Source organism: Claveliimonas monacensis, from assembly GCF_014982975.1.
In the GTDB taxonomy this organism is placed as follows: domain Bacteria; phylum Bacillota; class Clostridia; order Lachnospirales; family Lachnospiraceae; genus Claveliimonas; species Claveliimonas monacensis.
Genome location: NZ_JADCKL010000001.1, coordinates 259,835 through 285,055 on the forward strand (window position 1 = coordinate 259,835; position 25,221 = coordinate 285,055).

Consider the following 25,221-nt stretch of genomic DNA (forward strand, 5'->3'; position numbering starts at 1 on the left):
GAGGTGCAGGTATGAAAAGAGTATATTCATTGCTCGTAGATAATAATCCAGGTGTACTGAGCCGTATTTCCGGCCTGTTCAGCCGAAGGGGATACAGTATCGACAGCATCACGGCAGGCGTGACGGCGGATCCCAGATTTACGCGGATCACCATCGTGGCCAGCGGAGATGAGCTGATCCTCTCCCAGATCGAGAAGCAGGTACGCAAGCTGGAGGACGTGATCGAGATCAAGGTGCTGAAGGAAGGAGAGTCCGTTTACCGTGAACTGATCATGGTGAAAGTGAGGGCCAACGCAGCCCAGAGAGCGGAGATCATCTCTGTGGCGGACATTTTCCGGGCCAAAGTCGTGGATGTTGAGAAAGGTTCTCTGATGCTGGAGCTTACCGGAAACCAGTCAAAGCTGGAGGCGTTTTTAAATCTGCTGGACGGATATGAGATCCTGGAGCTGGCAAGAACAGGTATCACCGGGCTGTCCCGCGGAATGAAAGATATTACATTTATCGACGAGGACGGACAGAAGAAGACATGGTCTGCGGACGATGAGGCATAGTTGACCGCTAAAGGACAATATCCTTTAACAATATAAAATCATCATATTTTAGGAGGAATGTTAAAATGGCAGCAAGAATTTTTTATCAGGAAGACTGTAATCTGGCAGCACTGGAAGGACAGAAGATCGCGATCATCGGATACGGAAGCCAGGGACATGCACACGCACTGAACCTTAAGGAGTCAGGATGTGACGTTATCGTAGGACTTTATGAGGGAAGCAAATCATGGGCAAAGGCAGAGGCACAGGGCTTCCAGGTTTATACAGCAGCAGAGGCTGCAAAGCAGGCAGACGTGATCATGATTCTGATCAATGACGAGCTGCAGGCTGATATGTACAAAAAAGACATTGAGCCGAACCTTGAGGAAGGCAACATGCTGATGTTTGCACATGGCTTCAACATCCATTTCGGATGCATCAAACCGCCGAAGAATGTTGACGTTACCATGATCGCTCCAAAGGCTCCCGGCCATACAGTAAGAAGCGAGTACCAGGCTGGAAAAGGAACTCCGTGTCTGATCGCTGTTGAGCAGGATGCTACAGGAAAGGCATGGGACCGCGCACTTGCATACGGTCTTGCCATCGGCGGAGCAAGAGCTGGACTTCTTGAGACTACATACCGCGTAGAGACAGAGACAGACCTCTTTGGTGAGCAGGCTGTTCTTTGCGGCGGCGTATGTGCTCTGATGCAGGCTGGATTTGAGACACTGTGCGAGGCAGGATATGATCCGAGAAACGCATACTTTGAGTGTATCCATGAGATGAAGCTCATCGTGGACCTTATTTATCAGAGCGGTTTCGCCGGCATGAGATACTCCATCTCCAACACAGCAGAGTACGGTGATTACATCACAGGACCGAAGATCATCACAGAGGATACAAAGAAGGCTATGAAGAAGATCCTGGCTGACATCCAGGACGGTACATTTGCAAAAGACTTCCTTACAGATATGTCTGATGCAGGACGCCAGGTACACTTCAAGGCTATGAGAAAACTGGCTGCAGAGCATCCGGCAGAGAAAGTCGGCGAGGAGATCAGAAAGCTTTACAGCTGGAACGGCGAGGACAAACTGATCAACAACTAATCCGTGGTACAGATTTATAAGAGTTTAAGAGAGGTATCTTCCGGGGCAGAACACTCCGGGGGATGCCTTTTTTGTTAAGAGATGTACAAAAATATATCTGACAATATTCCAATTTCTGTTAATTTATGATAAAATACGAATTAGCAGAAAAAAGGAAAAATAAGTTGCAGCAGAAGGGAGGAATTGGGAATATGGATGTGCATTTTGAGGATCTACGCTCCTGGAAAAACCCGAAAGCAAGGGTGAAAGTTATGAGAGGTCATTTTGTGACGACGCATTCCCACGTCAACACATACATTGACCTGTCTACCATGAAGTCCAGGTGCAACAATGCGAGAGAGACAGCCAAAGTAATGGCAGAGCCGTATCTGGCCACGACAGAGGTAGATACTGTTGTGTGCCTTGACGGCATGGAAGTTGTCGGGACTTTTATCGCAGACATTCTCTCCAGACCGGGAACGGTGTCCATCAACACGGGAAAGAATATTTCCGTTGTGTCGCCCGAGACGGACAAAGCCGGACAGATGATCTTTCGTGACAACACAAGAAGGATGATCGAGGGACAGAATATCCTGATCGTGGCAGGGCTTATCACAACAGGCAAGACTATGATGCAGGCCATTGAGAGCACTCTGTATTACGGCGGAAGAGTGAACGGAATCTGCGCCGCGTTCAGTCTTGTCTCAAAAGTGGCTGGGATGGATATCAATGCAGTGTTTACGCAGAAGGATGTGCCTGGTTACGAGAAATATTCGGATGGAAACTGTCCCATGTGCACGGCGGGGCAGAAAGTAGATGCTTTCGTGAACAGCTATGGACACTCGGCGCTGTAAAGAGAGTAGTGCGGATAATAAAAAAGACAACCACTGACGGTATGGTTGTCTTTTTTTAATCTCTTTATTCTTAAGCAATTCCGTTAACAGCTTTTGCTAAACGGGAAATCTTTCTTGCGCAGGTATTCTTGTGATAAACACCCTTGCTTCCTGCTTTGTTGATCTCGATTGTAGCAACTCTAAGAGCTTCTGCAGCAGCAGCGGCATCTTTGTTTGCAACGGCTGTCTCAACTTTTTTCACGCAGGTCTTAACTTTAGATTTGATTGCCTTATTTCTAGCAGCCTTTGTTTCGTTTACTAAAATCCTTTTTTTAGCAGATTTGATGTTAGCCAACTTGTCCACCTCCATAAAACTATTTCGAAATTAATCGATGACCGTTCGTTAGAGCCGGACACGGACGTTCTAACGAAACATACTAGTTTATTTTATGCCAAGGTTTCCGGGATGTCAATACATATTTCTTAAAATATTGCAAAAACTATCAATAAAAACAGAGACTGAAGTGAGGGTATCAGACATGATTGAGAAGTACAGTATCCGGACAGACCTGGCACTGGAACAAAAAGAACGATTTGAGGCGGACAATGTGGAGATCCCCGGAGTGGTGCTGGAAGAAAACAACGATGAGGGAAGGAATATCAAAGTGACAACGGTCAGGATCGAGACTGAAAATGGCGCAAAGATCATGGGAAAACCAGTGGGAACGTATATCACCCTGGAGGCCCCGGAGCTGACCGTGCCGGATGAGGGATATCACAGAGAAGTCTCGGCAGAGATCCTGCAATTCCTCAGACAGCTCCTGGATATAGGAAAAGAAGATTTCTCCGTCCTGGTGGCGGGACTGGGAAACCGCCAGGTGACGCCGGATGCACTTGGACCGTACGTGGCGGACAATCTGAATATTACAAGGCACATTGTAAAAGAATACGGGAAATATGCCATGGGAAAAGATCGGGTATGTCTTTTGAGTGCCATTGTGCCCGGAGTCATGGGACAGACCGGCATGGAGACGGTAGAGATCATCAGGGGTGTGGTGGAGGAGACCAGGCCGGATGCGCTCATCGCCATAGACGCCCTGGCTGCCAGAAACTCCAAAAGGCTGAACCGCACCGTCCAGATCACAGACACAGGGATCAGCCCGGGGTCGGGGGTGGGAAACCAGAGAAATGCGATCACAGAAGAGACTGTAGGAGTTCCTGTCATTGCCATTGGTGTGCCCACAGTGGTGGACGCAGCTACGATCGTCAATGACGCCATGGAAAATCTGATCGCACAGATGGAACAGTCGGAGGCGCTGAAAGGGGTGGGGGTGGTCCTGCAGGGATACAATGGTGCCGAAAAATATGAACTTGTCAAGGAGCTGATCGCCCCGCATCTGAACGGCATGTTTGTCACGCCGAAAGATGTGGATGAGACGGTAAAGAGGATCAGCTACACCATATCAGAGGCGCTGAACCAGCTATGCTGCTCATAATGCTGACAGAAGCCTCATATAGTGTAAAAGCGGCAGAACGGACCGAATAATATGAGACGAGCAGGTGGGAGAGCTGTTGGGAAAAAGATGGAGATTAAACAGAATAGCAATGGGAGTGATCCTGCTTGTACTGGCCCTCTACGGGACCGTGCAGGCGGGATTTCATCCGCTGGATCATATAGGAGGGCAGATGGCAGAGATCCTGCTGGGGCAGTCGGAGAAGATGTACCTGCCCGGGGCATCCTGTGCAGAACGCAAGATGGACATTTCTGTCCAGAGTCTGCTGGCAGGCGGCATCCGCCTGCTGGCGCCTATTGGAAGTTACGTGGACAGCCAGGAAACGGAGGAGACAGATGTGGAGGACGACGCCACATATCGGCTGATCCTGGCCCAGCAGGCAGGGGATGAGAATGAAGTGGGAGCGGACGGAACGCTGGTCAGCGGAACAGACGACTCCGCCCAGACCACCATACATACTTCCGGCACGCCGATAGATACTTCTATCGAAAAAATGAGCAACTTCGATTACCTGCTGGGCAATTTCTACACAGTGGACAGCACCACCATGATACGGCCCGATGAACTGAATGGAGCGGATCTTCTGAGTAAAAACATGAAGATCGACCAGAGCACAGAGGGGCCGAAGATTCTGATCTACCACACCCACTCCCAGGAGATGTTTGCAGACTCAGTGGAGGGAGATCCGTCTACTTCCATTGTCGGGATCGGGGATTATCTTACCACGCTTTTAAATGATACCTACCATATCCCTACCATGCATCACACAGGCGTCTACGACCTGATAGACGGAAAGCTGGACCGGAGCCTTGCCTATGATCTGGCAAAGCCGGATCTGCAGAAAATCCTGGAGGAAAATCCAAGCATTGAAGTGGTCATTGACCTGCACAGAGACGGTGTGAATGAAGGGACGCACCTGGTGACCGAGGTGAATGGGAAGCCCACGGCACAGATCATGTTCTTTAACGGCCTGAGCAAGACGCGGGCCAACGGGGAGATCGACTATCTGGCCAATCCCTATATCCAGGATAACCTCTCCTTCTCTTTGCAGATGCAGGTGGCGGCGAACAATGCATACCCTGGATTTACAAGGCGGATCTATCTGAGGGGCTACCGCTATAACATGCATTTCATGCCTAAAACCCTTCTGGTGGAGGCTGGCGCCCAGACCAACACCGTGGAGGAGATGCGAAATGCTATGGAGGTGCTGGCTGATCTGCTCCACACGGTACTGGTGGGCTAGAAACACGCGCTGTTTTATTTGCAAGGCCCTACATTTTGTGCTAATATTGAAACAGTGTGTAGAAAAATACCAGAAATGGGAGAGAAAGGATCGGAAGGAACATGGCAAATAAGAACACATATGATGCAGACAGTATTTCTATACTGGAAGGCCTGGAGGCTGTCCGCAAGCGGCCGGGCATGTATATAGGAAGTGTCTCCACGAAAGGACTGAATCACCTGATCTATGAGATGGTGGACAATTCGGTGGATGAGCATCTGGCAGGCTACTGCAGCGAGATCCGGGTGACGCTGGAGAAGGACGGTTCCTGCACGGTCAGCGACAATGGCCGCGGCGTCCCTGTGGGCATGCATGCAAAGGGACTGCCGGCAGCCCGCATCGTCTATACCACACTGCATGCCGGCGGAAAATTTGATGACTCTGCCTACAAGACCAGCGGAGGACTTCACGGTGTGGGTTCCTCTGTCGTGAACGCCCTCTCGACCTACATGGATGTGGAGATCAGCAGGGAGGGGTATATCCACCACGACCGGTATGAGCGGGGCGTGCCTGTAGTGGAGCTGGAGGACGGACTCCTTCCCAAGATCGGAAAGACCAAGAAGACCGGGACCAAGGTGAACTTCCTGCCTGATGACACCATTTTTGAGAAGACAAAGTTCCGGGGGGAAGAAGTCAAGAGCCGCATGCACGAGACGGCTTATCTCAATCCTTCGCTTACTATTATATATGAAGACAAAAGGGGACCGGAGCCGGAGAAGATCACTTACCATGAGCCGGACGGGATCCTGGGCTTTATCCGGGAACTGAACGAGAAAAAAGAGACGGTCCATGAGCCGGTCTACTTTAAAGGGGAAGCGGACGGCATCGAGGTGGAAGCCGCTTTTCAGTATGTCAATGAATTTCACGAGAATGTGCTGGGCTTCTGCAACAATATCTACAATGCGGAGGGCGGAACCCATCTCACCGGTTTCAAGACAACTTTCACGACAGCTATGAATCAGTATGCCAGAGAGCTGGGTATCCTGAAGGAGAAAGACGCCAACTTTACCGGAGCGGATATCCGCAACGGCATGACTGCCATCGTCTCCATCAAACATCCGGATCCGAGATTTGAGGGGCAGACCAAGACCAAGCTGGATAACCCGGACGCGGCCAAGGCGGTCAGCAAGGTGACAGGAGACGAGATCGTCCGGTACTTTGACCGGAATCTGGACAACCTGAAAAAAGTCCTGTCCTGCGCGGAGAAAGCGGCCAAGATAAGGAAGACGGAGGAGCGCGCCAAGACCAACCTTCTTACAAAACAGAAATATTCTTTTGACAGCAACGGGAAGCTGGCTAACTGCGAGAGCCGGGACGCCTCTAAGTGTGAGATCTTTATCGTGGAGGGAGACTCTGCGGGAGGCTCCGCAAAGACGGCAAGAGACCGCATGTTCCAGGCCATCCTTCCCATCCGTGGAAAGATCCTGAACGTGGAGAAGGCCAGCATTGACAAGATCCTGGCCAACGCGGAGATCAAGACCATGATAAACGCCTTTGGCTGCGGCTTCTCGGAAGGGTATGGAAACGACTTTGACATTTCCAAATTAAGATATGACAAGATCATCATCATGGCGGATGCAGATGTGGACGGAGCTCATATTTCCACCCTGCTCCTGACGCTTTTTTACCGCTTTATGCCGGAGCTGATCTACGAGGGACATGTCTACATCGCCATGCCGCCTCTCTATAAAGCCATGCCCAAGAAGGGGGAAGAGGAGTATCTCTACGACGATAAAGCGCTGGAAAAGTACAGGAAGACTCACGACGGTCCCTTCACGCTCCAGAGATACAAAGGTCTGGGCGAGATGGACGCGGAGCAGCTCTGGGAGACCACGCTGAACCCTAAGACCCGCATCCTGAAGCTTGTGGAGATCGAGGACGCCCGCATGGCTTCCAGTGTGACAGAGATGCTCATGGGCAACGAGGTTCCGCCGAGGCGTGCGTTTATCTACGACAATGCCACAGAGGCTGAACTTGACATATAGAAGGGAGTAAAGAGATATGCCGGAAGAACAGATCATACGGACAGAATACTCTGATCTGATGAAAAAATCATATATCGACTACGCCATGAGCGTAATCATTGCCAGGGCTCTCCCGGATGTGCGGGACGGGCTGAAGCCTGTCCAGAGACGTACTCTCTACGATATGCATGAGCTGGGCATCCGCTGGGACAGGCCCTACAGAAAATGCGCCCGTATCGTGGGAGATACCATGGGTAAATACCACCCTCACGGGGACAGCTCCATCTACGAGGCCCTGGTGGTCATGGCCCAGGACTTCAAGAAGGGCATGGTGCTTGTGGACGGCCACGGCAACTTTGGCTCCATAGAAGGAGACGGGGCGGCTGCCATGAGGTACACTGAGGCAAGACTTGCCAAATTTACCCAGATGGCGTTCCTCCAGGATCTGGACAAGGACGTTATCAATTTTGTCCCCAACTTTGATGAGACGGAGAAAGAGCCGGAAGTGCTGCCGGTGCGTGTTCCCAACCTTCTGGTCAATGGGGCGGAGGGAATTGCCGTCGGCATGGCTACCAGCATCCCCACCCACAATCTGGGCGAGGTCATCGATGCGGTGAAAGCCTATATGAAAAACGATGATATCAGCACAAGACAGCTGATGAAATATGTGAAAGGTCCGGATTTCCCCACAGGGGGCATCGTGGTAAACAAAGACGACCTTCTGAATATCTACGAGACCGGTGTGGGCAAGATCAAGATCCGGGGCAAAGTGGAAGTGGAGGACATGAAAGGCGGCAAGCAGCGCCTTGTCATCACAGAGATCCCCTACACCATGATCGGCGCCGGCATCGGAAAGTTCCTCAATGATGTGTGCGCCCTTGTGGAGACGAAGAAGACGGGGGATATTGTGGACATCTCCAACCAGTCTTCCAAGGAAGGTATCCGCATTGTTATTGAGCTGAAGAAGGGCGCGGATGTCAAAAACCTGACCAACATGCTCTACAAGAAGACCAGGCTGGAAGACACCTTCGGCGTCAACATGCTGGCTGTGGCGGACGGGCGCCCGGAGACCATGGGCCTTAAGAAGATCATCGAGCACCACGTGGATTTCCAGTTTGAGCTGGCCACCAGAAAATATAAGACTCTCCTGGCAAAAGAGCTGGAGAAAAAAGAGATCCAGGAAGGTCTCATAAAAGCCTGCGATGTTATTGACCTGATCATCGAGATCCTTAGGGGCAGCCGCAGCGTCCAGGATGCGAAGGCCTGTCTCACCCAGGGCATTACGGAAAACATTACATTCAAGTCAAAGATCTCAAAGAAGATGGCATCCATGCTGCGGTTCACAGAGCGCCAGGCGGACGCCATCCTGCAGATGCGCCTGTACCGTCTCATCGGACTGGAGATAGACGCCCTGATGAAGGAGCATGAGGAGACGCTTGCCAACATTGCCCGGTATGAGGATATCCTGAACAATTATGACTCCATGGCGGACGTCATCATAGAGGAGCTGGACGCCTTTAAAAAGGAATTCGCTGTTCCAAGAAAAACCGTGGTGGAGAATGCGGAAGAGGCGGTCTTCGAGGAGAAGAAGATCGAGGAGCAGGAAGTGGTGTTCCTGATGGACCGTTTCGGCTACGCAAGGTGCGTGGACACGTCCACCTATGAGAGAAACAGGGAGGCAGCGGACAGCGAGAACAAGTTTGTCCTGACCTGTCTCAACACAGGAAAGATCTGTATTTTCACCGACACAGGAAAAATGCACCAGGTAAAGGTGCTGGATGTGCCCTACGGAAAATTCCGTGACAAAGGCCAGCCCATAGACAATATGAGCAACTTTGACAGCACTTCCGAGGAGATTGTCTACATGTGCGACGCGGAGCAGATGCGCTTTGCCATGCTGTTCTTTGCCACCAGGCAGGGAATGGTGAAGAAAGTGGCGGGAACAGAGTTCCAGGTATCCAAGAGAACCATAGCGGCCACCAAGCTGCAGGAGGGCGACTCTCTTGCCGCAGTGGCAGTGATCAACGACAATCAGTACGTGGTACTGCAGACCCGGGACGGCTATTTCCTTCGCTTCCCGGCGGAAGAAGTGTCCGAGAAGAAGAAAGGGGCTGTGGGCGTCCGGGGGATCCGCCTGAAAAAGAACGACGAGCTGGAAGCAGCTTACCTGTTTGAGGACGGCGAAGATCCGAAGGCTGTCTACAAGGAGAAGGAAGTGGCGCTGAACCGCCTGCGGATCGGAAAGAGAGATACCCAGGGAGTGAAGAATCGGGGATAAATAAGAAATATTGGCAAAATCTATGTAAAACCCCTTGATTTCCGAAAAAAGGAGTGCTATACTAGATGCCAGTTACATAAGCATGCGGCAGAAGAGTGGACGAAAGTTCACTCTTCTTTATATGATAGGGAGCTTTTCCATTTTTCATATATTTTCCGCTGGATCTATGTCTTTATCAGCGCCTGCCTGGCGCGCAAGGTACGATAGGAGGTTTTACATTGGCGAAGAGAGAAACGTATGAACAGAAGACCGAGGAGATCCTTCTTCCTATTATAGAGAGGAACGGATTTGAACTGGTGGACGTAGAGTATGTCAAGGAGGGCGGTAACTGGTATCTGAGGGCCTACATTGACAAGCTGGGAGGCATCAATGTGGATGACTGTGAGATGGTCAGCAGGGAACTGTCTGACATACTGGATGAGAAGGATTTCATTGACGAGGCCTACATCCTGGAGGTCAGCTCCCCGGGGCTTGGTCGTCCCCTGAAAAAGGAGAAGGATTTTAAGAGAAGCCTTGGACAGGAAGTGGAGATCCGCACGTACCGCATGGTGGACAGGAAAAAAGAATTCACCGGGATCCTTAAGGATTATGATAAGGACACTGTAACAATAGAAATGGAAGATGGAAGCTTAAAAACATTTGAGAAAGGCGATATCGCGCTTATTCGTCTGGCATTCGATTTTTAGTTTAGGAGGAAAGTCACATGAACACAGAATTACTGGAAGCGTTGAATATTTTGGAAAAGGAGAAGGATATCAGCAAAGATACGCTGATGGATGCCATTGAGAATTCTCTCATCAATGCCTGCAAGAACCATTTTGGAAAGGCAGACAACATCAAGGTCATCATGGACAGAGAGACCTGTGATTACAAACTTCTCCAGGAGAAGACGGTTGTTGAGGAAGTGGAAGACAAGGTAGAAGAGATCAGCCTTGAGGACGCAAAGAATATTGACAGCAAATATGAGCTGGGCGATGTGGTTCAGATTCCGGTGGAGTCCAAATCTTTTGGCCGTATCGCAACGCAGAACGCCAAGAACCTGATCCTCCAGAAGATCCGCGAGGAAGAGAGAAAGGTGATCTACGACCAGTATTTTGAAAAAGAGAAAGATATCGTGACCGGTATCGTGCAGCGCTATGTAGGAAAGAACATCAGCATCAACCTGGGCAAGGCGGATGCTATGCTGACAGAGAACGAGCAGGTAAAAGGCGAAGTGTTCAAGCCCACAGAGCGTATCAAGCTGTACGTTGTGGAGGTTAAGAATACGACGAAAGGACCGAAGATCCTGGTGTCCCGTACCCATCCTGAGCTGGTGAAGCGTCTCTTTGAGGCTGAAGTTACCGAGGTGAAGGACGGCATCGTGGAGATCAAGAGCATCGCACGTGAGGCGGGAAGCCGTACAAAAATCGCTGTCTGGTCCAATGATCCGGATGTGGATCCGGTGGGCGCCTGCGTCGGCATGAACGGAGCCAGAGTAAACGCTATTGTCAATGAGCTGAGAGGTGAGAAGATCGACATCATCAACTGGGATGAGAACCCGGGTATCCTGATCGAGAATGCCCTGAGCCCGGCAAAGGTTATCTCTGTTATGGCTGATCCCGATGAGAAGACAGCAAGCGTCATCGTGCCGGATTATCAGCTCTCCCTGGCCATCGGCAAAGAGGGACAGAACGCAAGGCTGGCAGCACGACTGACAGGCTACAAGATCGATATCAAGAGCGAGACACAGGCCATCGAGTCCGGCGAGCTTCCGGAGAACTACATGGAGCTTGGCGAGGGCGTATACGAGGAAGAAGTGTACGAGGAAGGCTACGACGAGGACTACGATGACAGCTACGGCGAGAACTATGAAGATGATTACGGGTATGAAGAAGAAGGCTACGGTGAGGAGAGCTACGATGAAGGCAGCTACGACGAGGAGCCGTACGGAGACGACCCGGATGAAATAGAGTTCCATGAGACGGAAGAATAGGTGATCATTTGAACAGTAATAAAAAGATCCCCATGCGCAAATGTGTGGGATGCCAGGAAATGAAGAGTAAAAAAGAGATGCTGCGTGTTATCAGGACCCAGGAAGGAGAATTCCTTTTGGACGCCACCGGGAAAAAGAACGGAAGAGGCGCTTATCTGTGCCCCTCCTCCGACTGTCTGGCGAAAGCGATCAGGCAGAAAGGACTGGAGCGGTCGTTCAAACAGGCGATCCCCCAGGACGTCTATGAGATGCTGGAAAGGGAGATGAGAGAGATTGAGTCAAAATAAAGCCCTGTCCATGATCGGACTTGCGACAAAGGCGGGAAAGACGGCAAGCGGAGAGTTCTGTACAGAAAAGGAAGTAAAGACAGGCAGAGCTGCCCTTGTGATCGTCGCCGGAGATGCATCGGATAATACAAAGAAAAAATTCCGGAATATGTGTGAGTATTACGAAGTGCCCATCCGTTTTTACGCAGATAAAGATACGCTGGGCCATGCCATGGGAAAAGAATTCCGGGCATCCCTGGCAGTCCTGGATACCGGGTTTGCAAAAGGGATCATGAAACATCTTGATACGGAAAGATAATGATGCTGCATAGAGGAGGTAATTGCATGTCGAAAATTAAAGTGTATGAGCTTGCAAAGGAGCTTGACAGATCCAGCAAAGATCTGATGGAGTTTCTGGCAGACAAGAATATAGAAGTAAAAAGCCACATGAGTTCTCTGGAAGATGATGACGCCCAGATGCTCAGAAAGGCTTTTGGCAAGAAAAAGGAGGAGGCTCCGAAAAAAGAGGAAGCCCCGAAGAAAAAGAATATTGTCCATGTCTTCAGGCCACAGAACAGCCGGGATGGGAAAAATCTGATGCGTCAGGGAAGACCCCAGCAGGGGCAGCGTGGAGCAGGATCCCGCCCGGGAGCACCGTCCGATAGACCGCAGGGCGGCCGCCCGGGAGCAAGACCCCAGGGAGAGAGACCCCAGGGGAGCGCCCGCCCGGCAGGCACAGCTGAGAGAGCGCAGGGAGGCCCCCGTCCGGCAGGTGCAGCCGAGAGAGCGCAGGGTGTTGCCCGCCCGGCAGGACGTCCGGGAGCGACCTCTGAGAAGCCGCAGACAGAGAGAACCCATAGTGACAGACCGAGGACAGAGGGACGTCCGGCAGGCCGCCAGGAGAGACCCCAGGGACAGCGTCCCGGCAGAGGGTTTGACGGCGAGAGAGGTGACAGAAGAGATGGCCGTGCGCAAGGAAGACCAGGGCAGGACAGAAGAGATGACAGACGCGAAAACGGCGAGAGAGGCGACAGAAGGCCCGGACAGCGCTCCGGCAGGCCGTTTGACAGTGACAGAGGCGACAGAAGGGACGACAGGCGTGACAGCCGTGAGAATCGGGGCGGCCGCTTTGGAGACGGCAAGGACCGCCAGTCCAGAAAGAACACATCCATTCCCGCACCTGCTCTGGAGGGACAGAAACCCCAGAGAGCCAAAGGAAAAGGAAAGGATGACTACAAGAAGAAAGATTACCGCGGCGATGAAGACGAGAGGATGACAAAGGGCAAAGGAAAGAAACAGGAGCCCAAGAACCAGCTTCAGAAGCCCCAGCACAAAGAGCAGAAACAGGAGGAGCAGATCAAGTCCATCATTATTCCTGAAGTGCTGACCATCCAGGAGCTGGCTGACAAGATGAAAGTTGTTCCTTCCGCTATCATCAAGAAACTGTTCATGCAGGGCAAGATCGTCACAGTAAATCAGGAGATCGACTACGATACAGCGGAGGAGATCGCTCTTGAATTTGAGATCCTCTGTGAGAAGGAAGAGGTTGTGGACGTGATCGAGGAACTCCTCAAGGAAGAGGAGGAGGACGAGAAGAAGATGAAGAAACGTCCGCCGGTGGTCTGCGTTATGGGCCATGTTGACCACGGAAAGACCTCTCTTCTGGATGCCATCCGCCACACCAACGTAACCGACAGAGAGGCAGGCGGTATCACACAGCATATCGGCGCCTACGTGGTGGAAGTCAACGGAGAGAAGATCACCTTCCTTGATACACCGGGACATGAGGCTTTCACAGCCATGCGTATGCGCGGAGCCAATTCCACGGACATTGCCATCCTCGTTGTGGCTGCGGATGACGGCGTGATGCCTCAGACAGTGGAGGCCATCAACCACGCGAAAGCAGCCGGCGTTGAGATCATCGTGGCTATCAACAAGATCGATAAGCCAAGCGCCAATATTGACCGCGTGAAGCAGGAGCTGGCAGAGCATGAGCTGATCCCCGAGGACTGGGGCGGAAGCACCGTGTTTGTTCCTGTATCCGCCAAGACGGGCGATGGACTTTCCGATCTGATGGAGATGATCGTCCTGACAGCGGAGATGATGGAGCTGAAGGCCAACCCCAACCGCCGCGCAAGAGGTCTTGTGATCGAGGCCCAGCTGGACAAAGGAAGAGGTCCGGTTGCCACGGTTCTGGTACAGAAAGGAACCCTGCGGGTGGGCGATCCGGTGGCTGCCGGAAGTTCATTCGGAAAAGTGAGAGCCATGATGGACGACAAGGGAAGGCGCGTCAAAGAGGCAGGTCCTTCCATGCCGGTGGAGATCCTGGGTCTCAACGATGTCCCCAACGCAGGAGAAGTGCTTGTGGGATGCAAGAACGAGAAAGAAGCAAGAAGCTTTGCAGATACATTTATCTCCCAGAACAAGGCAAAACTTCTGGAGGAGACAAAATCCAAGCTGTCTCTTGACGATCTGTTTACCCAGATCAAGGAGGGCAATCTGAAAGAGCTTGGCATTGTCGTGAAAGCCGACGTGCAGGGATCTGTGGAGGCCCTGAAGCAGAGCCTGCTGAAATTGTCCAACGACGAAGTGGTCGTAAAAGTCATCCACGGCGGCGTGGGCGCTATCAACGAGTCGGATGTCAGCCTTGCCTCTGCGTCCAATGCCATCATCATTGGATTCAATGTGCGCCCGGATGCTGTGGCCAAGGAGACTGCTGACAGAGAAGGCGTGGATATCCGTCTGTACCGCGTCATCTACAATGCCATCGAGGATGTGGAGGCTGCCATGAAGGGTATGCTGGATCCTGTCTTCGAAGAGAAGGTGCTGGGTCATGCGGAGATCCGTCAGACATTCAAGGCTTCCGGCGTTGGCACTATCGGAGGAGCCTATGTACTGGACGGCACATTTGAGAGAGACTGCCAGGCAAGGATCATCCGTGATGGCGTGGTCATCTACGACGGAAAACTTGCATCACTGAAGAGATTTAAGGATGATGTCAAAGAGGTGAGATCCGGCTATGAGTGCGGATTTGTCTTTGAAAACTATAATGATATCAAAGAGGGAGACCAGGTGGAAGCCTACAAGATGGTAGAGATCCCCAGATAGGCTTTTTTGCCTGGCTGCCGCGAAAAGGAGAGAGATCTATGAGAAAGAACAGCATTAAAAATACAAGAGTCAACACAGAAGTGCAAAGGGAACTCTCCAATATCCTTCGCGGCGGCATAAAGGATCCGCGGGTTGCACCGTGGACCTCTGTTGTCGCTGTGGAGGTGGCTCCGGACTTGAAGACCTGCAAGGCGTACATCAGTGTGCTGGGCGATGAGAATGCCCAGACGGATACCCTCGCCGGTCTGAAAAGTGCAGAAGGGTATATCCGGAGAGAACTGGCACACAGACTAAACATGAGAAACACGCCGGAGATCCGGTTCATCCTGGATCAGTCCATTGAGTACGGCGTCAATATGTCCAAGAAGATAGCAGATGTAACCAAAGGCATGGATCAAAAAGGAGATGCGGAGGATGCAGAATAAACTGGCAGAACTTCTTGAGGGTAAGACCTCTGTTGCGATAGGAGGACACGTGCGGCCCGACGGCGACTGCGTCGGCGCCTGCATGGGACTTTACCAGTATTTGAAGGAGAACTATAGAGACATAGAGACTGAAGTATATTTGGAGGAGATCCCCTCTCATTTCTCCTTTATCCGGGGAACAGGGGAAATCCGACATGAGGTACAGCCGGAGCAGACATGTGACCTGTTTATCTGTCTGGACTGCGGGGACGCTGAGCGTCTGGGTTTTTCCAGGCCTCTGTTCGAGCGTGCGGGCCAGACATTCTGTGTGGATCACCATATCAGCAACCAGGCATTTGCAGACGAAAACTATATTGTGCCGGATGCAAGCTCCACCTCGGAGCTGATCTTCCGTCTTCTCGACAGGGAGAAGATCACAAAGGAAATGGCGGAGGCACTGTATATAGGGATCGTCCACGATACCGGCGTGTTCCAGTATTCCTGCGCAGGTCCGGAGACCTTCCGGATCGCAGCGGAGCTGCTGGAGAAGGGAGTGGATGCCCCCTCCATCATTGAGCGCACTTACTATGAGAAGAGCTATGCGCAGAACCAGATCCTGGGAAGAGCCCTTCTCGAAAGTATTGTCTTCATGCATGGGCAGTGTATCTTTTCCTCAGTGTCCCAGTCTGTCATGAAGTTTTACGGTGTGACGCCAAAAGAGCTGGACGGCATTGTCAGCCAGCTGCGGGTCACAAGAGGCGTGGAGGTTGCCATTTTCCTCTACGAGCTGGAGCCCAATGTCTACAAAGTCAGCCTGCGCTCCAAAGAGAAGGTGGATGTGAGCAAAGTGGCGAAATATTTCGGCGGGGGCGGCCACGTGAAGGCGGCCGGCTGTACCATGCCCGGGACGGTGCACGATGTGATCAATAACCTGGCAGGGCAGATCGTCCGCCAGCTGGAACAGGAAGAAACGAAGACTGAAGAGGCATAATACATGTTGGACGGCATTTTCAATGTTTACAAAGAGAAAGGCTACACATCACACGATGTGGTGGCAAAACTGCGGGGGATCGCAGGTCAGAGGAAGATCGGGCATACAGGGACGCTGGATCCGGATGCGGAGGGCGTCCTTCCCGTATGTTTGGGAAAAGCAACCAAGGTGTGCGGCGTACTGACAGATAAAAGCAAGACATACCGGGCTGTGCTGCTGCTTGGGCGAAGGACAGATACGCAGGATATCTCCGGCGCCTGTCTGGAAGAAAGAGATGCCTCCGGCCTCACCCCGGAGGATGTGGAAAGAGCAGTGAAGAGCTTCCTCGGAGACTACATGCAGACGCCTCCCATGTACTCTGCCCTGAAAGTGGGTGGAAAGAAGCTCTATGAGCTGGCAAGGGAAGGAAAGACTGTGGAGCGCAAAGCCCGGAAAGTGCAGATCCACAGGATAGAGATACAGAAGATGGAGCTTCCCCGCGTCTGGCTGGAAGTGGAGTGCTCCAAAGGCACTTATATCCGCACGCTCTGTGATGACATCGGGGAGATGCTGGGCGTGGGCGGATGCATGGAGGAGCTGCTGCGTACCAGAGTGGGGAATTTCAGGATAGAGGACAGCCTGAAGCTCTCCGATCTACAGCAGTACCGGGATACGGGCGCTCTTGCAGAACACCTGATACCGGTGGACAGAGTGTTTGAGACCTGTCCCAGAGTGGATGTGCCGAGACATCTGGAGGCGCTTTTGTACAACGGCAATCCGCTGCGCCTGCAGGGACAGACAGGAGAAGCGACGCAGATAAAGGACGGGGATGTGGTGCGCATGTACGACTGCTCGGGCCGTTTTATCGCTCTGTACCGCTATCAGCAGAAAAGTAATCTATACAAGAATGAAAAAATGTTTTTCAGCCCTTAGGGGCAGGACTGACGACAAAGAAGGGATCGCAATGCAGTATATAAATGGACTGGAGGCTTTCAGCGGAACAGGCAGGAGCGCCGTGACGCTTGGAAAGTTTGATGGCCTGCACAGAGGACACCAGAAATTGGTGGAGCGGGTAACAGAATATAGCAGGATGGACGGTATCAACAGCATTGTCTGCTCTTTTGACATGGAGCCTCTGTACCGTCGTCTGGAGCGCCCCTACCAGGTGTTGATGACGAAAGCGGAGCGGCAGATGCATCTGGAGGACCAGGTGGACTATCTGGTGGACTGCCCCTTTACAGAGACTTTCAGCCAGATGAGTGCAGAGGACTTTATCCGGGATGTGCTGGCCGGGCTTTTCCACGCGGACTATGTTGTGGTGGGCACGGACTTTCACTTTGGACATCAAAAGAGAGGAGACATCCACATGCTTGCCGCATACCAGGACCAGTACAACTACCAGCTGGAAGTGGTGGACAAGGAGCGCTATGAAGGACGGGAGATCAGCAGCACCTTTGTGAAGGAGGCGCTGGCAGCCGGCAAAATGGATCTCGTGGAGACGCTTCTGGGATACCCCTACGGGGTGGAAGGTACCGTGGAGCACGGGAAAAAGCTGGGCCGCACGCTGGGCTTTCCTACGTTTAACGTGGAGCCGCCCAAAGAGAAGCTGCTCCCTCCCAACGGTGTCTATCTGGAGCAGGTGGAAGTGGATGGAAAATGGTACAATGCCATCGGAAACCTGGGAGTCAAGCCAACGGTGACAGACAACGGCAGGATGCTCATTGAGAGCTATCTTCTGGACTACAGTGACAATGCCTATGGGAAACAGGTAAAGATCCGCTTTAAGTCCTTCCGTCGGCCGGAACAGAAGTTCCGGGATGTGGCGGAGATGAAACGGCATGTGGAGCAGGATATCGCCTGCGGCAGAGAATTTTTCGCCCGCTTAAAATAAAAAAGTGTTTACTTTCCCATCTGCGTATGCTATACTACGCAAGTGGTAAAGAACAGCCGGTGTTCGGTAAGAGGAAGACTCCGACCATTACTTAATACCTGGCCATGTATAAGAAAAAGGAGGAAATGAAACATGATTTCAAAAGAGCAGAAAGCACAGATCATCGCTGAGTATGGAAGAGGAGAGGGAGACACAGGTTCTCCGGAGGTACAGATCGCTATCCTGACAGCAAGGATCAACGACCTGACAGACCACTTCAAGGCTAACCCGAAGGATCATCACTCAAGAAGAGGACTTCTGAAGATGGTTGGACAGAGAAGAGGACTTCTTGCATACCTGAAAAAGAAGGATATCGAGAGATATCGTGCACTGATCGAGAGACTTGGCCTGAGAAAATAATCCGGCCGGAAGATAGAAGGGAACACCCAAAATGGGTGTTCCTTTTTCTTGCCTGCCGGTCGTTTCTATGATATAATATCTTAGATTGTGGGCAGGGATAAATTCCGAGACCACTGAAAAGCACAGTTGCGGCGGCAAATATGTTTTTCAGTAGTTTCGGTTTTGCCTGCCCCGGCTGAATAATATTTTTTAAAGGAGAACGCCATGTATAAGAAGTATGAAATGGAATTAGCCGGAAGAACACTCCGTGTCGATGTGGACAGAGTGGCAAAGCAGGCCAACGGCGCGGTGCTCATGCACTACGGCGACACAACAGTCCTGTGTACGGCGACTGCATCTGAGAAACCGAGAGAGGGGATCGATTTCTTCCCCCTGAGTGTGGAGTATAATGAGAGAATGTACGCTGTGGGAAAGATCCCGGGCGGATTTAACAAGCGTGAGGGAAAGGCTTCTGAAAACGCCATCCTGACATGCCGTGTCATTGACCGTCCCATGCGTCCTCTCTTCCCGAAAGACTACAGAAACGACGTGACACTGGAGAACCTTGTTCTGTCCGTGGATCAGGACTGCTCACCAGAGCTGACAGCCATGCTGGGAGCTGCCATTGCAACATGCATTTCCGACATCCCCTTTGACGGCCCTATCTCCGCTACACAGGTAGGACTTGTGGACGGAGAGTTCGTGTTCAACCCGACAGCAGCGCAGAAAGAGGTCTCTGACATGGCCCTGACTGTTGCCTCCACAAAAGAGAAAGTGATCATGATCGAAGCGGGAGCCAACGAAGTGCCGGAGGCACAGATGATCGAGGCTATCTTCGCAGCTCACGAGCTGAACCAGAAAGTCATTGCTTTCATCGAGACCATCGTTGCAGAGTGCGGCAAGCCGAAGCACGCGTACGAGAGTTTCGCTGTTCCCCAGGAACTGTTTGATGACATCCAGAAGATCGTTACTCCGGAAGAGATGGAGGGAGCGGTATTTACGGACGATAAACAGACAAGAGAAGAGAATATCCGCCAGGTGACAGAAAAGCTGGAGGAGGCTTTCGCAGAGAACGAAGAGTATCTGGCAAAGCTGCCTGAGGCGGTATATCAGTATCAGAAGAAGACTGTGCGCAAGATGATCCTGAAAGATCACAAGCGTCCGGACGGCAGAGCCATCGACCAGATCCGTCCGCTTTCCGCGGAAGTGGATCTGATCCCGAGAGTACACGGATCTGCCATGTTTACAAGAGGACAGACACAGATCTGTACACTGACAACTCTGGCGCCGCTGTCCGAGGCACAGCGCCTTGACGGACTGGATGAACATGAGACATCCAAGCGCTACATGCACCACTATAATTTCCCGTCCTACTCTGTAGGTGAGACAAGACCTTCCAGAGGACCGGGACGCCGTGAGATCGGTCATGGAGCTCTGGCTGAGAGAGCCCTCATACCTGTGCTTCCCAGCGAGAGTGAGTTTCCCTACGCGATCCGTACTGTGTCCGAGACGTTTGAGTCCAACGGATCCACATCCCAGGCCAGCGTATGTGCATCCTCCATGTCCCTGATGGCGGCAGGCGTGCCCATTAAGGCGGCTGTGGCTGGTATCTCAGCAGGTCTTGTGACAGGCGAGACAGATGATGACTACCTGGTGCTGACAGATATCCAGGGTCTGGAAGACTTCTTCGGAGACATGGACTTCAAGGTGGCCGGTACACACAAAGGTATCACAGCGATTCAGATGGATATTAAGATCCACGGTCTGACAAGACCTATCATTGAGGAGGCTATTGCGGCCACAAAGAAGGCAAGGACCTACATCCTTGACGAGGTGATGTCAAAGACTATCGCTGAGCCGAGACCGGAAGTGGGACCGTACGCGCCGAAGATCATCCAGATGCAGATCGATCCGCAGAAGATCGGCGATGTGGTTGGTCAGAGAGGAAAGACCATCAACGCCATCATCGAGGAGACCGGCGTGAAGATCGATATTGAGGACGACGGATCCGTATCCATCTGTGGAACAGAGAGCGATGCTATGGAGCGGGCAAGACGCCTCATCGAGATCATTGTCACAGAGTTCGAGGCAGGCCAGGTGCTGGAAGGAAAAGTTGTCAGCATCAAAGAGTTCGGCGCCTTCCTCGAGTTTGCTCCGGGAAAAGAGGGAATGGTCCACATTTCCAAGATTTCCAAACAGCACATCAAACAGGTGGAGGACGTGCTCACCCTGGGCGATGTTGTGAAGGTCGTATGCCTTGGAAAAGACAAGATGGGACGCTTCTCCTTCAGCATGAAGGACGTGGCAGAGTAAGATCCCGCCATACAGAACAGATAATATAAGGGTATGTCTCAAAGCCTCTTAAACAGGCTTTGGGGCATGCCCTTTTTCATTTCTACAGAAAAACATTTTGAAAACAGGGTGAATAAATGATTGTCCGCAACATATATATGGGTTAAAGAGGTGGACAAAGATGCAGAAAGAAAGAGTATGGAGAATCCTCCCGGAGAGGGTGCGGCATGTGTTGGATCAGGAAATTAAAGACTATGATGATCTCCAGGAGATCAAGCTAAGGACCGGCCAGCCGCTGCTGATCCGCTGCCTTGGCGAGGAGAAGATCCCCGGAGGGGGACATCCCTATACTGTGACAGCCAGGGATGTGCGGGAGGCTGTGGACTATACCAGCAACTATTCCCTCTATGCCTGCGAGGAGGAGATGCGGCAGGGATTTATCACCATCGAGGGAGGACACAGAGTGGGGATGACCGGACAGGTGATACTGGACGGAGGGCACGTGAAAAACCTGAAATATATTTCATCCGTCAACATCCGGATTTCCCATGAAGTCCAGGGATGTGCGGACAAGGTCATGCCTTACGTGACGCGCAACAGGCAGATTGCGCACACCCTGATCCTGTCTCCGCCCGGATGCGGGAAGACAACCCTGCTGCGGGATATGGTCCGGCAGATCTCAGATGGCAGCTATCTGGTAAAAGGGATGACCGTGGGTGTGGTGGATGAGCGCTCGGAGATCGCGGGCTGCTACAGGGGCGTGGCGCAGAATCATCTGGGGATACGCACCGATGTGCTGGACGGGTGCCCGAAGGCGGAGGGGATGATCATGCTGATCCGCTCCATGGCGCCCCAGGTGATCGCTGTGGACGAGATCGGGGCCCAGGAGGACGTGCACGCTATCGAGTACGCCATGCACTGCGGATGTAAGCTGATCGCCACCATGCACGGTTCTTCTGTGGAAGAGCTCAGGAAGAAACCGGTATCCAGAAAAATGATCGACGAAAAAAGGTTCGAGAGGTATATTGTCCTGGCCGGCAGAGGACAGGTGGAAGGCATATACGACGAGTACGGAAGACCGGTTAGGAGAGAGGAATGATCCGGCTGGCAGGGGGCCTTATGGTAATCGGAGCGGCCACGTTGTTTGGCTTCCGGGCCGCGGACGCGCTGGAGGAAGAGTACAGACAGATTCAGGATATCCGCAGGATCATGCACATGCTCCAGGGGGAGATCCGGTATGCCAGGTCCTTCCTGTCGGAGGCTTTCCTCCTCATTGCAGACACACAGCAGGAACCCTACGCATCCTGGCTCACATGTCTCCAGGAAAAGATGGACCTGCGCACGGAGGGCAGTTTTCCCGGTATCTGGGAGGAGACGGCCAGAGAGCATCTGGGAGGACTGGCGCTGAAAGAGGAAGAGAAAAAGAGACTGTATGACCTGGGACAGTATCTTGGCACGGCAGATGTGAAGATGCAGATCTCCCACCTCCAGATGTATGTGGAACATCTGGAAGGGAGGATGGAGGAAATGCAGCGTACCATGCAGACACAGAAAAAACTTTACAGGGTCCTTGGAATGTCCGGCGGCATCCTGCTGGCGATCCTGCTGATATAGGAGGAGAAGATGGAAGTAGATCTGATATTTAAAATTGCGGCGGTTGGCATCCTTGTCTCTGTGCTGAGCCAGGTGCTGAAGCACAGCGGCAGAGAAGAGCAGGCCTTTCTCACAAGCCTGGCAGGCCTCCTCCTTGTCCTGTTCTGGATCGTGCCCTACATTTATGACCTGTTTGCGGCTATACAGGATCTGTTTTCTCTGTAGGGAAGCTGCCGCGGGAAGACAAAAGGTGATGAGAGATGGACATTGTGCAGATCGCTCTGCTGGGCGTGGCGGGAACGCTTCTGGCTATCCAGTTCAAGGGCGGAAAAACAGAATATGGGATATACATATGTGCGGGCATCAGCCTTCTCATCTTCTTCTCTGTCATTGGCAGGATTTCGGTGGTGGCGGAGCGGCTTCAGGAGATTACAGCCTACATAGACCTGGCGCCGGTCTACATCGAGATGCTCCTGAAAATGCTGGGGATCACATTTGTGGCAGAATTTTCCTCCGCACTGTGCAGGGACGCAGGATACCAGACCATCGCCCAGCAGATCGAAGTGTTTGCCAAACTGGCGGTTCTTGTGCTGGGACTCCCGGTGGTCTTCTCCCTTCTGGAAATGATAAAGGACTTCCTGGCATGAACCGCGGGAGAAAGGAAAGCCGATCCCCGTTTGTACAGGCAGCTATCTTTCTTATATTGCTCCTTGCCGTTACGCTCCTTGCGCCTGTGAGGTGTCTGGCCGCAGATCTTTCCGGGGAGGAGGATGGATCAGAGACGGCCCGGGCGGAAGAGATGCTGGAGGAGGAGCTGGATTTTGACGCCATAAATGAGACACTGGAGGAGATCTTCCCTGAGGAGAAGATGGACTTCGGCGAGACAGTCAGGAGTATCGTCACAGGGGATCTGTCTGTGTCTGTGGATCTTCTGGGGCAGCTTTTATCAGACCAGCTTTTCTACGCATTGCAGGTAAACCGGGAAAGCCTGGTTCACATGCTCCTCATTGCGGTGATCGCCGCCATGTTTACCAATTTCGCCGATGTGTTTCAGGCGCGCCAGATATCAGAGATCAGCTTCTATGTGCTCTACATACTGATGATCGCTCTATGCCTGGGAGCCTTTCAGAGCGCGGCGGCCTGGGTGGAGGACGGGATCCGCCTACTGACAGCATTTATGAAGGCACTCTGCCCGGTGTACTTTATCGCTGTCTCCCTGGCAAAGGGGAGCATGACTGCCGCAGCGTTCTATAATCTGGCCCTCCTTGTCATCCTTCTGGTGGAAGTGTTTATGGTGAATTTCCTGCTTCCGGCACTCCACGTGTACATGATGATCAAGGTGCTGAACTACCTTTCCCAGGAGGAGTATTTGTCCAGGTTTACAGAGCTGATCGAGACGGTGGTGTCCTGGACGCTGAAGACACTGCTGGCGCTGGTCATAGGGCTGAACACGATACAGGGGCTGATCGCCCCGGCTGTTGACAGCGTGAAGAGAAGCGCCCTCACCAGGGGCGTGGAAGCCATACCGGGAGTGGGGGATGCCATTGGTGGAACTGCGGAAGTTATATTGGGGACAGCTGTGGTGGTGAAGAACGGCATTGGCATAGCAGGGGCAATCATCTGCTTCTCACTCTGTGCAGTACCTCTGGTGCAGGCTGGCATCATGGTGCTCATGTACAAGTTGGCTGCCGCGGTTCTGCAGCCTGTGTCGGACAAAAGGTTGGTGGGCTGTATTGGAGGCATGGCAGATGCCTGCCAGCTTCTGATGCGTCTGGTCTTCACAGCAGGCATGCTCTTTCTTTTGACCATTGCCATCGTGGCGGCTACCACAAACAGCACATAAGAGCAGGCGGCGGGAAAAGGAGGGATGGAATGCTGGAACAGCTGTATGAATGGATCAGAAGCATTGCTTACTTTATGGTGTTCTCTGCTGTTCTTACGCATGTAATACCGGGACAGGCGTACAGGAAATATATCCGCTTTTTTACCGGCCTTCTGCTGGTCCTCCTTCTTCTGCATCCTGTCATGGAGATGCTCGGCATGGGAGAGGAATTTCTCTCGGTGTACCGGGGAACTGCTTACGAAGAAGAGCTCCGGCAGATCCGGGAGGCAGGCGCTTACCTGGAAAATATAGGTGCAGAAAGCAGCAGCCAGGAAGAGGCGGGACTGGGCGAAGAAGAGGAAACCGGGGAGGAAGAAGGAGATGATAACAGGATCAGTGTGGAGGAGATCAGGATTGGACAGGAATAAGTTGAAAGAATGGTGGGGAAAGATGACCAAAGGGAAGGGCGGCAGCACGTGGCTTCGGAAGGACCGCCTGCTGATCCTTCTTTTGTCTGGCGTGCTGCTGCTTGTGATCACCCTTCCGGTCTCGGATGGAAGCGGGGAGAGTGAGAGATCCGGCGCAGCGGGGGAGCAGTCCGGCGGCGTGCTGCCCGGGGAGGAGGACTATGCGGAGTATATGGAGCGAAAACTGAAAGATGTGCTCTCGAAGGTCTCCGGCGTGGGGGAGGTGGAAGTCATGGTGACGCTTCGGTCCACTTCTGAGAAAGTCGTGGAGAAGGATGAGGAGAAAGAGAGTGAGACGGTGACAGAGCAGGACAGCCAGGGAGGCACCCGCACTACATCCAGGAACAGCTCCAGCGGCACCACTGTTTTCGGGGAGGATGGAAGCGGGACCTCCTCCGGGCAGGAGCCCTATGTGACCAAGGAACTGACTCCCACTGTGGAGGGCGTTGTGGTGATCGCCCAGGGCGGAGATGAGCCTGTTACAGTACAGAATATAACAGAGGCGGTGCAGGCATTATTTAATGTAGACACGCATAAAATTAAGGTAATGAAGCTCAATGAAAATTAAGGAG

General features: G+C 52.4%; 26 protein-coding genes. 25 read left to right on the forward strand and 1 reads right to left on the reverse strand.

From position 1 onward, the window contains the following. Positions 1 to 11 precede the first annotated feature (11 nt). The 3 genes from ilvN (at position 12) to INF30_RS01220 (ending at position 2,469) form a co-directional block, all read left to right on the forward strand. Positions 12 to 551, forward strand: coding sequence for an acetolactate synthase small subunit (gene ilvN / locus INF30_RS01210; RefSeq protein WP_076777522.1), 540 nt, complete (start codon positions 12 to 14; stop codon positions 549 to 551). Positions 552 to 616: 65 nt separating this feature from the next. Next, positions 617 to 1,636 carry a ketol-acid reductoisomerase gene (gene ilvC / locus INF30_RS01215; RefSeq protein WP_226393977.1) on the forward strand — a complete coding sequence of 340 codons (1,020 nt, stop codon included), beginning with the start codon at positions 617 to 619 and terminating at the stop codon, positions 1,634 to 1,636. A gap of 191 nt (positions 1,637 to 1,827) precedes the next feature. Then, on the forward strand, positions 1,828 to 2,469 hold the full coding sequence (locus tag INF30_RS01220) for a type I phosphoribosyltransferase (protein WP_226393978.1): 642 nt from the start codon (positions 1,828 to 1,830) through the stop codon (positions 2,467 to 2,469). Positions 2,470 to 2,539: 70 nt separating this feature from the next. Here the strand turns inward: INF30_RS01220 and rpsT are convergent, their stop codons facing one another. Then, the gene (gene rpsT / locus INF30_RS01225; protein ID WP_076777518.1) at positions 2,540 to 2,803 is read right to left on the reverse strand and encodes a 30S ribosomal protein S20; all 264 of its coding nucleotides are present in this window, start codon (positions 2,801 to 2,803) and stop codon (positions 2,540 to 2,542) included. 184 nt (positions 2,804 to 2,987) lie between these two features. On the opposite strand from rpsT, the gene gpr reads away from it, so the two are divergent. From gpr to INF30_RS01335, 22 genes are all read left to right on the forward strand, one after another. Further along, positions 2,988 to 3,944, forward strand: coding sequence for a GPR endopeptidase (gpr, locus tag INF30_RS01230; protein ID WP_226393979.1), 957 nt, complete (start codon positions 2,988 to 2,990; stop codon positions 3,942 to 3,944). Between the two features lie 76 nt (positions 3,945 to 4,020). After that, entirely contained in the window at positions 4,021 to 5,205 is a 1,185-nt protein-coding gene (locus tag INF30_RS01235; RefSeq protein ID WP_226393980.1) for a stage II sporulation protein P, read from the forward strand. 101 nt (positions 5,206 to 5,306) lie between these two features. After that, the gene (locus INF30_RS01240; RefSeq protein WP_076777515.1) at positions 5,307 to 7,229 is read left to right on the forward strand and encodes a DNA gyrase/topoisomerase IV subunit B; all 1,923 of its coding nucleotides are present in this window, start codon (positions 5,307 to 5,309) and stop codon (positions 7,227 to 7,229) included. A 16-nt stretch (positions 7,230 to 7,245) separates the two neighbouring features. Next, positions 7,246 to 9,486, forward strand: a complete 2,241-nt coding sequence (locus INF30_RS01245) for a DNA gyrase/topoisomerase IV subunit A (protein ID WP_226393981.1) — start codon at positions 7,246 to 7,248, stop codon at positions 9,484 to 9,486. A 218-nt stretch (positions 9,487 to 9,704) separates the two neighbouring features. Further along, positions 9,705 to 10,172: a ribosome maturation factor RimP gene (gene rimP, locus INF30_RS01250; protein WP_226393982.1), complete on the forward strand. Its 468-nt coding sequence runs from the start codon at positions 9,705 to 9,707 to the stop codon at positions 10,170 to 10,172. A gap of 17 nt (positions 10,173 to 10,189) precedes the next feature. Beyond that, complete coding sequence (gene nusA, locus INF30_RS01255; protein WP_076777512.1) at positions 10,190 to 11,458, forward strand: transcription termination factor NusA; 1,269 nt, start codon at positions 10,190 to 10,192, stop codon at positions 11,456 to 11,458. A gap of 32 nt (positions 11,459 to 11,490) precedes the next feature. Then, positions 11,491 to 11,745: an RNase P modulator RnpM gene (rnpM, locus tag INF30_RS01260; protein ID WP_076780855.1), complete on the forward strand. Its 255-nt coding sequence runs from the start codon at positions 11,491 to 11,493 to the stop codon at positions 11,743 to 11,745. A 10-nt stretch (positions 11,746 to 11,755) separates the two neighbouring features. Beyond that, positions 11,756 to 12,043, forward strand: a complete 288-nt coding sequence (locus INF30_RS01265; RefSeq protein ID WP_456298481.1) for a L7Ae/L30e/S12e/Gadd45 family ribosomal protein — start codon at positions 11,756 to 11,758, stop codon at positions 12,041 to 12,043. 26 nt (positions 12,044 to 12,069) lie between these two features. After that, positions 12,070 to 14,832: a translation initiation factor IF-2 gene (infB, locus tag INF30_RS01270; protein ID WP_226393984.1), complete on the forward strand. Its 2,763-nt coding sequence runs from the start codon at positions 12,070 to 12,072 to the stop codon at positions 14,830 to 14,832. A gap of 38 nt (positions 14,833 to 14,870) precedes the next feature. Then, positions 14,871 to 15,257, forward strand: coding sequence for a 30S ribosome-binding factor RbfA (rbfA, locus tag INF30_RS01275; RefSeq protein WP_226393985.1), 387 nt, complete (start codon positions 14,871 to 14,873; stop codon positions 15,255 to 15,257). Then, on the forward strand, positions 15,238 to 16,227 hold the full coding sequence (locus INF30_RS01280; protein ID WP_076777508.1) for a DHH family phosphoesterase: 990 nt from the start codon (positions 15,238 to 15,240) through the stop codon (positions 16,225 to 16,227). The genes rbfA and INF30_RS01280 overlap by 20 nt, the downstream gene beginning before the upstream one ends. Positions 16,228 to 16,230: 3 nt before the next feature. Continuing rightward, on the forward strand, positions 16,231 to 17,139 hold the full coding sequence (gene truB / locus INF30_RS01285; protein ID WP_226393986.1) for a tRNA pseudouridine(55) synthase TruB: 909 nt from the start codon (positions 16,231 to 16,233) through the stop codon (positions 17,137 to 17,139). Between the two features lie 31 nt (positions 17,140 to 17,170). Continuing rightward, the gene (locus tag INF30_RS01290; RefSeq protein ID WP_226393987.1) at positions 17,171 to 18,097 is read left to right on the forward strand and encodes a bifunctional riboflavin kinase/FAD synthetase; all 927 of its coding nucleotides are present in this window, start codon (positions 17,171 to 17,173) and stop codon (positions 18,095 to 18,097) included. A gap of 132 nt (positions 18,098 to 18,229) precedes the next feature. Beyond that, positions 18,230 to 18,496, forward strand: a complete 267-nt coding sequence (gene rpsO, locus INF30_RS01295; protein WP_033125523.1) for a 30S ribosomal protein S15 — start codon at positions 18,230 to 18,232, stop codon at positions 18,494 to 18,496. Between the two features lie 204 nt (positions 18,497 to 18,700). Continuing rightward, positions 18,701 to 20,788, forward strand: a complete 2,088-nt coding sequence (locus INF30_RS01300) for a polyribonucleotide nucleotidyltransferase (RefSeq protein WP_076777505.1) — start codon at positions 18,701 to 18,703, stop codon at positions 20,786 to 20,788. Between the two features lie 160 nt (positions 20,789 to 20,948). Continuing rightward, the gene (spoIIIAA, locus tag INF30_RS01305; RefSeq protein WP_226393988.1) at positions 20,949 to 21,866 is read left to right on the forward strand and encodes a stage III sporulation protein AA; all 918 of its coding nucleotides are present in this window, start codon (positions 20,949 to 20,951) and stop codon (positions 21,864 to 21,866) included. After that, positions 21,863 to 22,381 (forward strand): stage III sporulation protein AB, encoded by a 519-nt coding sequence (locus INF30_RS01310; protein ID WP_076777503.1) that lies wholly within the window; start codon positions 21,863 to 21,865, stop codon positions 22,379 to 22,381. Before spoIIIAA ends, INF30_RS01310 begins: the two co-directional genes overlap by 4 nt. A 9-nt stretch (positions 22,382 to 22,390) precedes the next feature. Further along, complete coding sequence (spoIIIAC, locus tag INF30_RS01315; protein WP_076777502.1) at positions 22,391 to 22,585, forward strand: stage III sporulation protein AC; 195 nt, start codon at positions 22,391 to 22,393, stop codon at positions 22,583 to 22,585. 35 nt (positions 22,586 to 22,620) lie between these two features. Continuing rightward, entirely contained in the window at positions 22,621 to 23,007 is a 387-nt protein-coding gene (locus INF30_RS01320; RefSeq protein ID WP_076777501.1) for a SpoIIIAC/SpoIIIAD family protein, read from the forward strand. Further along, positions 23,004 to 24,203, forward strand: a complete 1,200-nt coding sequence (locus INF30_RS01325) for a stage III sporulation protein AE (RefSeq protein ID WP_226393989.1) — start codon at positions 23,004 to 23,006, stop codon at positions 24,201 to 24,203. The genes INF30_RS01320 and INF30_RS01325 overlap by 4 nt, the downstream gene beginning before the upstream one ends. A gap of 29 nt (positions 24,204 to 24,232) precedes the next feature. After that, positions 24,233 to 24,610, forward strand: coding sequence for a stage III sporulation protein AF (locus tag INF30_RS01330; RefSeq protein WP_226393990.1), 378 nt, complete (start codon positions 24,233 to 24,235; stop codon positions 24,608 to 24,610). Then, positions 24,597 to 25,217: a stage III sporulation protein AG gene (locus INF30_RS01335; protein ID WP_226393991.1), complete on the forward strand. Its 621-nt coding sequence runs from the start codon at positions 24,597 to 24,599 to the stop codon at positions 25,215 to 25,217. The genes INF30_RS01330 and INF30_RS01335 overlap by 14 nt, the downstream gene beginning before the upstream one ends. Positions 25,218 to 25,221 lie beyond the last annotated feature (4 nt).

Excerpts from the sequence above, each read along its gene's own strand:
- ilvN (WP_076777522.1), top strand. The coding sequence starts at position 12 with ATGAAAAGAGTATATTCATTGCTCGTAGATAATAATCCAGGTGTACTG.
- ilvC (WP_226393977.1), top strand. The coding sequence starts at position 617 with ATGGCAGCAAGAATTTTTTATCAGGAAGACTGTAATCTGGCAGCACTG.
- INF30_RS01220 (WP_226393978.1), top strand. The coding sequence starts at position 1,828 with ATGGATGTGCATTTTGAGGATCTACGCTCCTGGAAAAACCCGAAAGCA.
- gpr (WP_226393979.1), top strand. The coding sequence starts at position 2,988 with ATGATTGAGAAGTACAGTATCCGGACAGACCTGGCACTGGAACAAAAA.
- INF30_RS01240 (WP_076777515.1), top strand. The coding sequence starts at position 5,307 with ATGGCAAATAAGAACACATATGATGCAGACAGTATTTCTATACTGGAA.
- INF30_RS01245 (WP_226393981.1), top strand. The coding sequence starts at position 7,246 with ATGCCGGAAGAACAGATCATACGGACAGAATACTCTGATCTGATGAAA.
- nusA (WP_076777512.1), top strand. The coding sequence starts at position 10,190 with ATGAACACAGAATTACTGGAAGCGTTGAATATTTTGGAAAAGGAGAAG.
- rnpM (WP_076780855.1), top strand. The coding sequence starts at position 11,491 with ATGCGCAAATGTGTGGGATGCCAGGAAATGAAGAGTAAAAAAGAGATG.
- INF30_RS01265 (WP_456298481.1), top strand. The coding sequence starts at position 11,756 with ATGATCGGACTTGCGACAAAGGCGGGAAAGACGGCAAGCGGAGAGTTC.
- infB (WP_226393984.1), top strand. The coding sequence starts at position 12,070 with ATGTCGAAAATTAAAGTGTATGAGCTTGCAAAGGAGCTTGACAGATCC.
- rbfA (WP_226393985.1), top strand. The coding sequence starts at position 14,871 with ATGAGAAAGAACAGCATTAAAAATACAAGAGTCAACACAGAAGTGCAA.
- INF30_RS01280 (WP_076777508.1), top strand. The coding sequence starts at position 15,238 with ATGCGGAGGATGCAGAATAAACTGGCAGAACTTCTTGAGGGTAAGACC.
- truB (WP_226393986.1), top strand. The coding sequence starts at position 16,231 with ATGTTGGACGGCATTTTCAATGTTTACAAAGAGAAAGGCTACACATCA.
- INF30_RS01290 (WP_226393987.1), top strand. The coding sequence starts at position 17,171 with ATGCAGTATATAAATGGACTGGAGGCTTTCAGCGGAACAGGCAGGAGC.
- rpsO (WP_033125523.1), top strand. The coding sequence starts at position 18,230 with ATGATTTCAAAAGAGCAGAAAGCACAGATCATCGCTGAGTATGGAAGA.
- INF30_RS01300 (WP_076777505.1), top strand. The coding sequence starts at position 18,701 with ATGTATAAGAAGTATGAAATGGAATTAGCCGGAAGAACACTCCGTGTC.
- spoIIIAA (WP_226393988.1), top strand. The coding sequence starts at position 20,949 with ATGCAGAAAGAAAGAGTATGGAGAATCCTCCCGGAGAGGGTGCGGCAT.
- INF30_RS01310 (WP_076777503.1), top strand. The coding sequence starts at position 21,863 with ATGATCCGGCTGGCAGGGGGCCTTATGGTAATCGGAGCGGCCACGTTG.
- spoIIIAC (WP_076777502.1), top strand. The coding sequence starts at position 22,391 with ATGGAAGTAGATCTGATATTTAAAATTGCGGCGGTTGGCATCCTTGTC.
- INF30_RS01320 (WP_076777501.1), top strand. The coding sequence starts at position 22,621 with ATGGACATTGTGCAGATCGCTCTGCTGGGCGTGGCGGGAACGCTTCTG.
- INF30_RS01325 (WP_226393989.1), top strand. The coding sequence starts at position 23,004 with ATGAACCGCGGGAGAAAGGAAAGCCGATCCCCGTTTGTACAGGCAGCT.
- INF30_RS01330 (WP_226393990.1), top strand. The coding sequence starts at position 24,233 with ATGCTGGAACAGCTGTATGAATGGATCAGAAGCATTGCTTACTTTATG.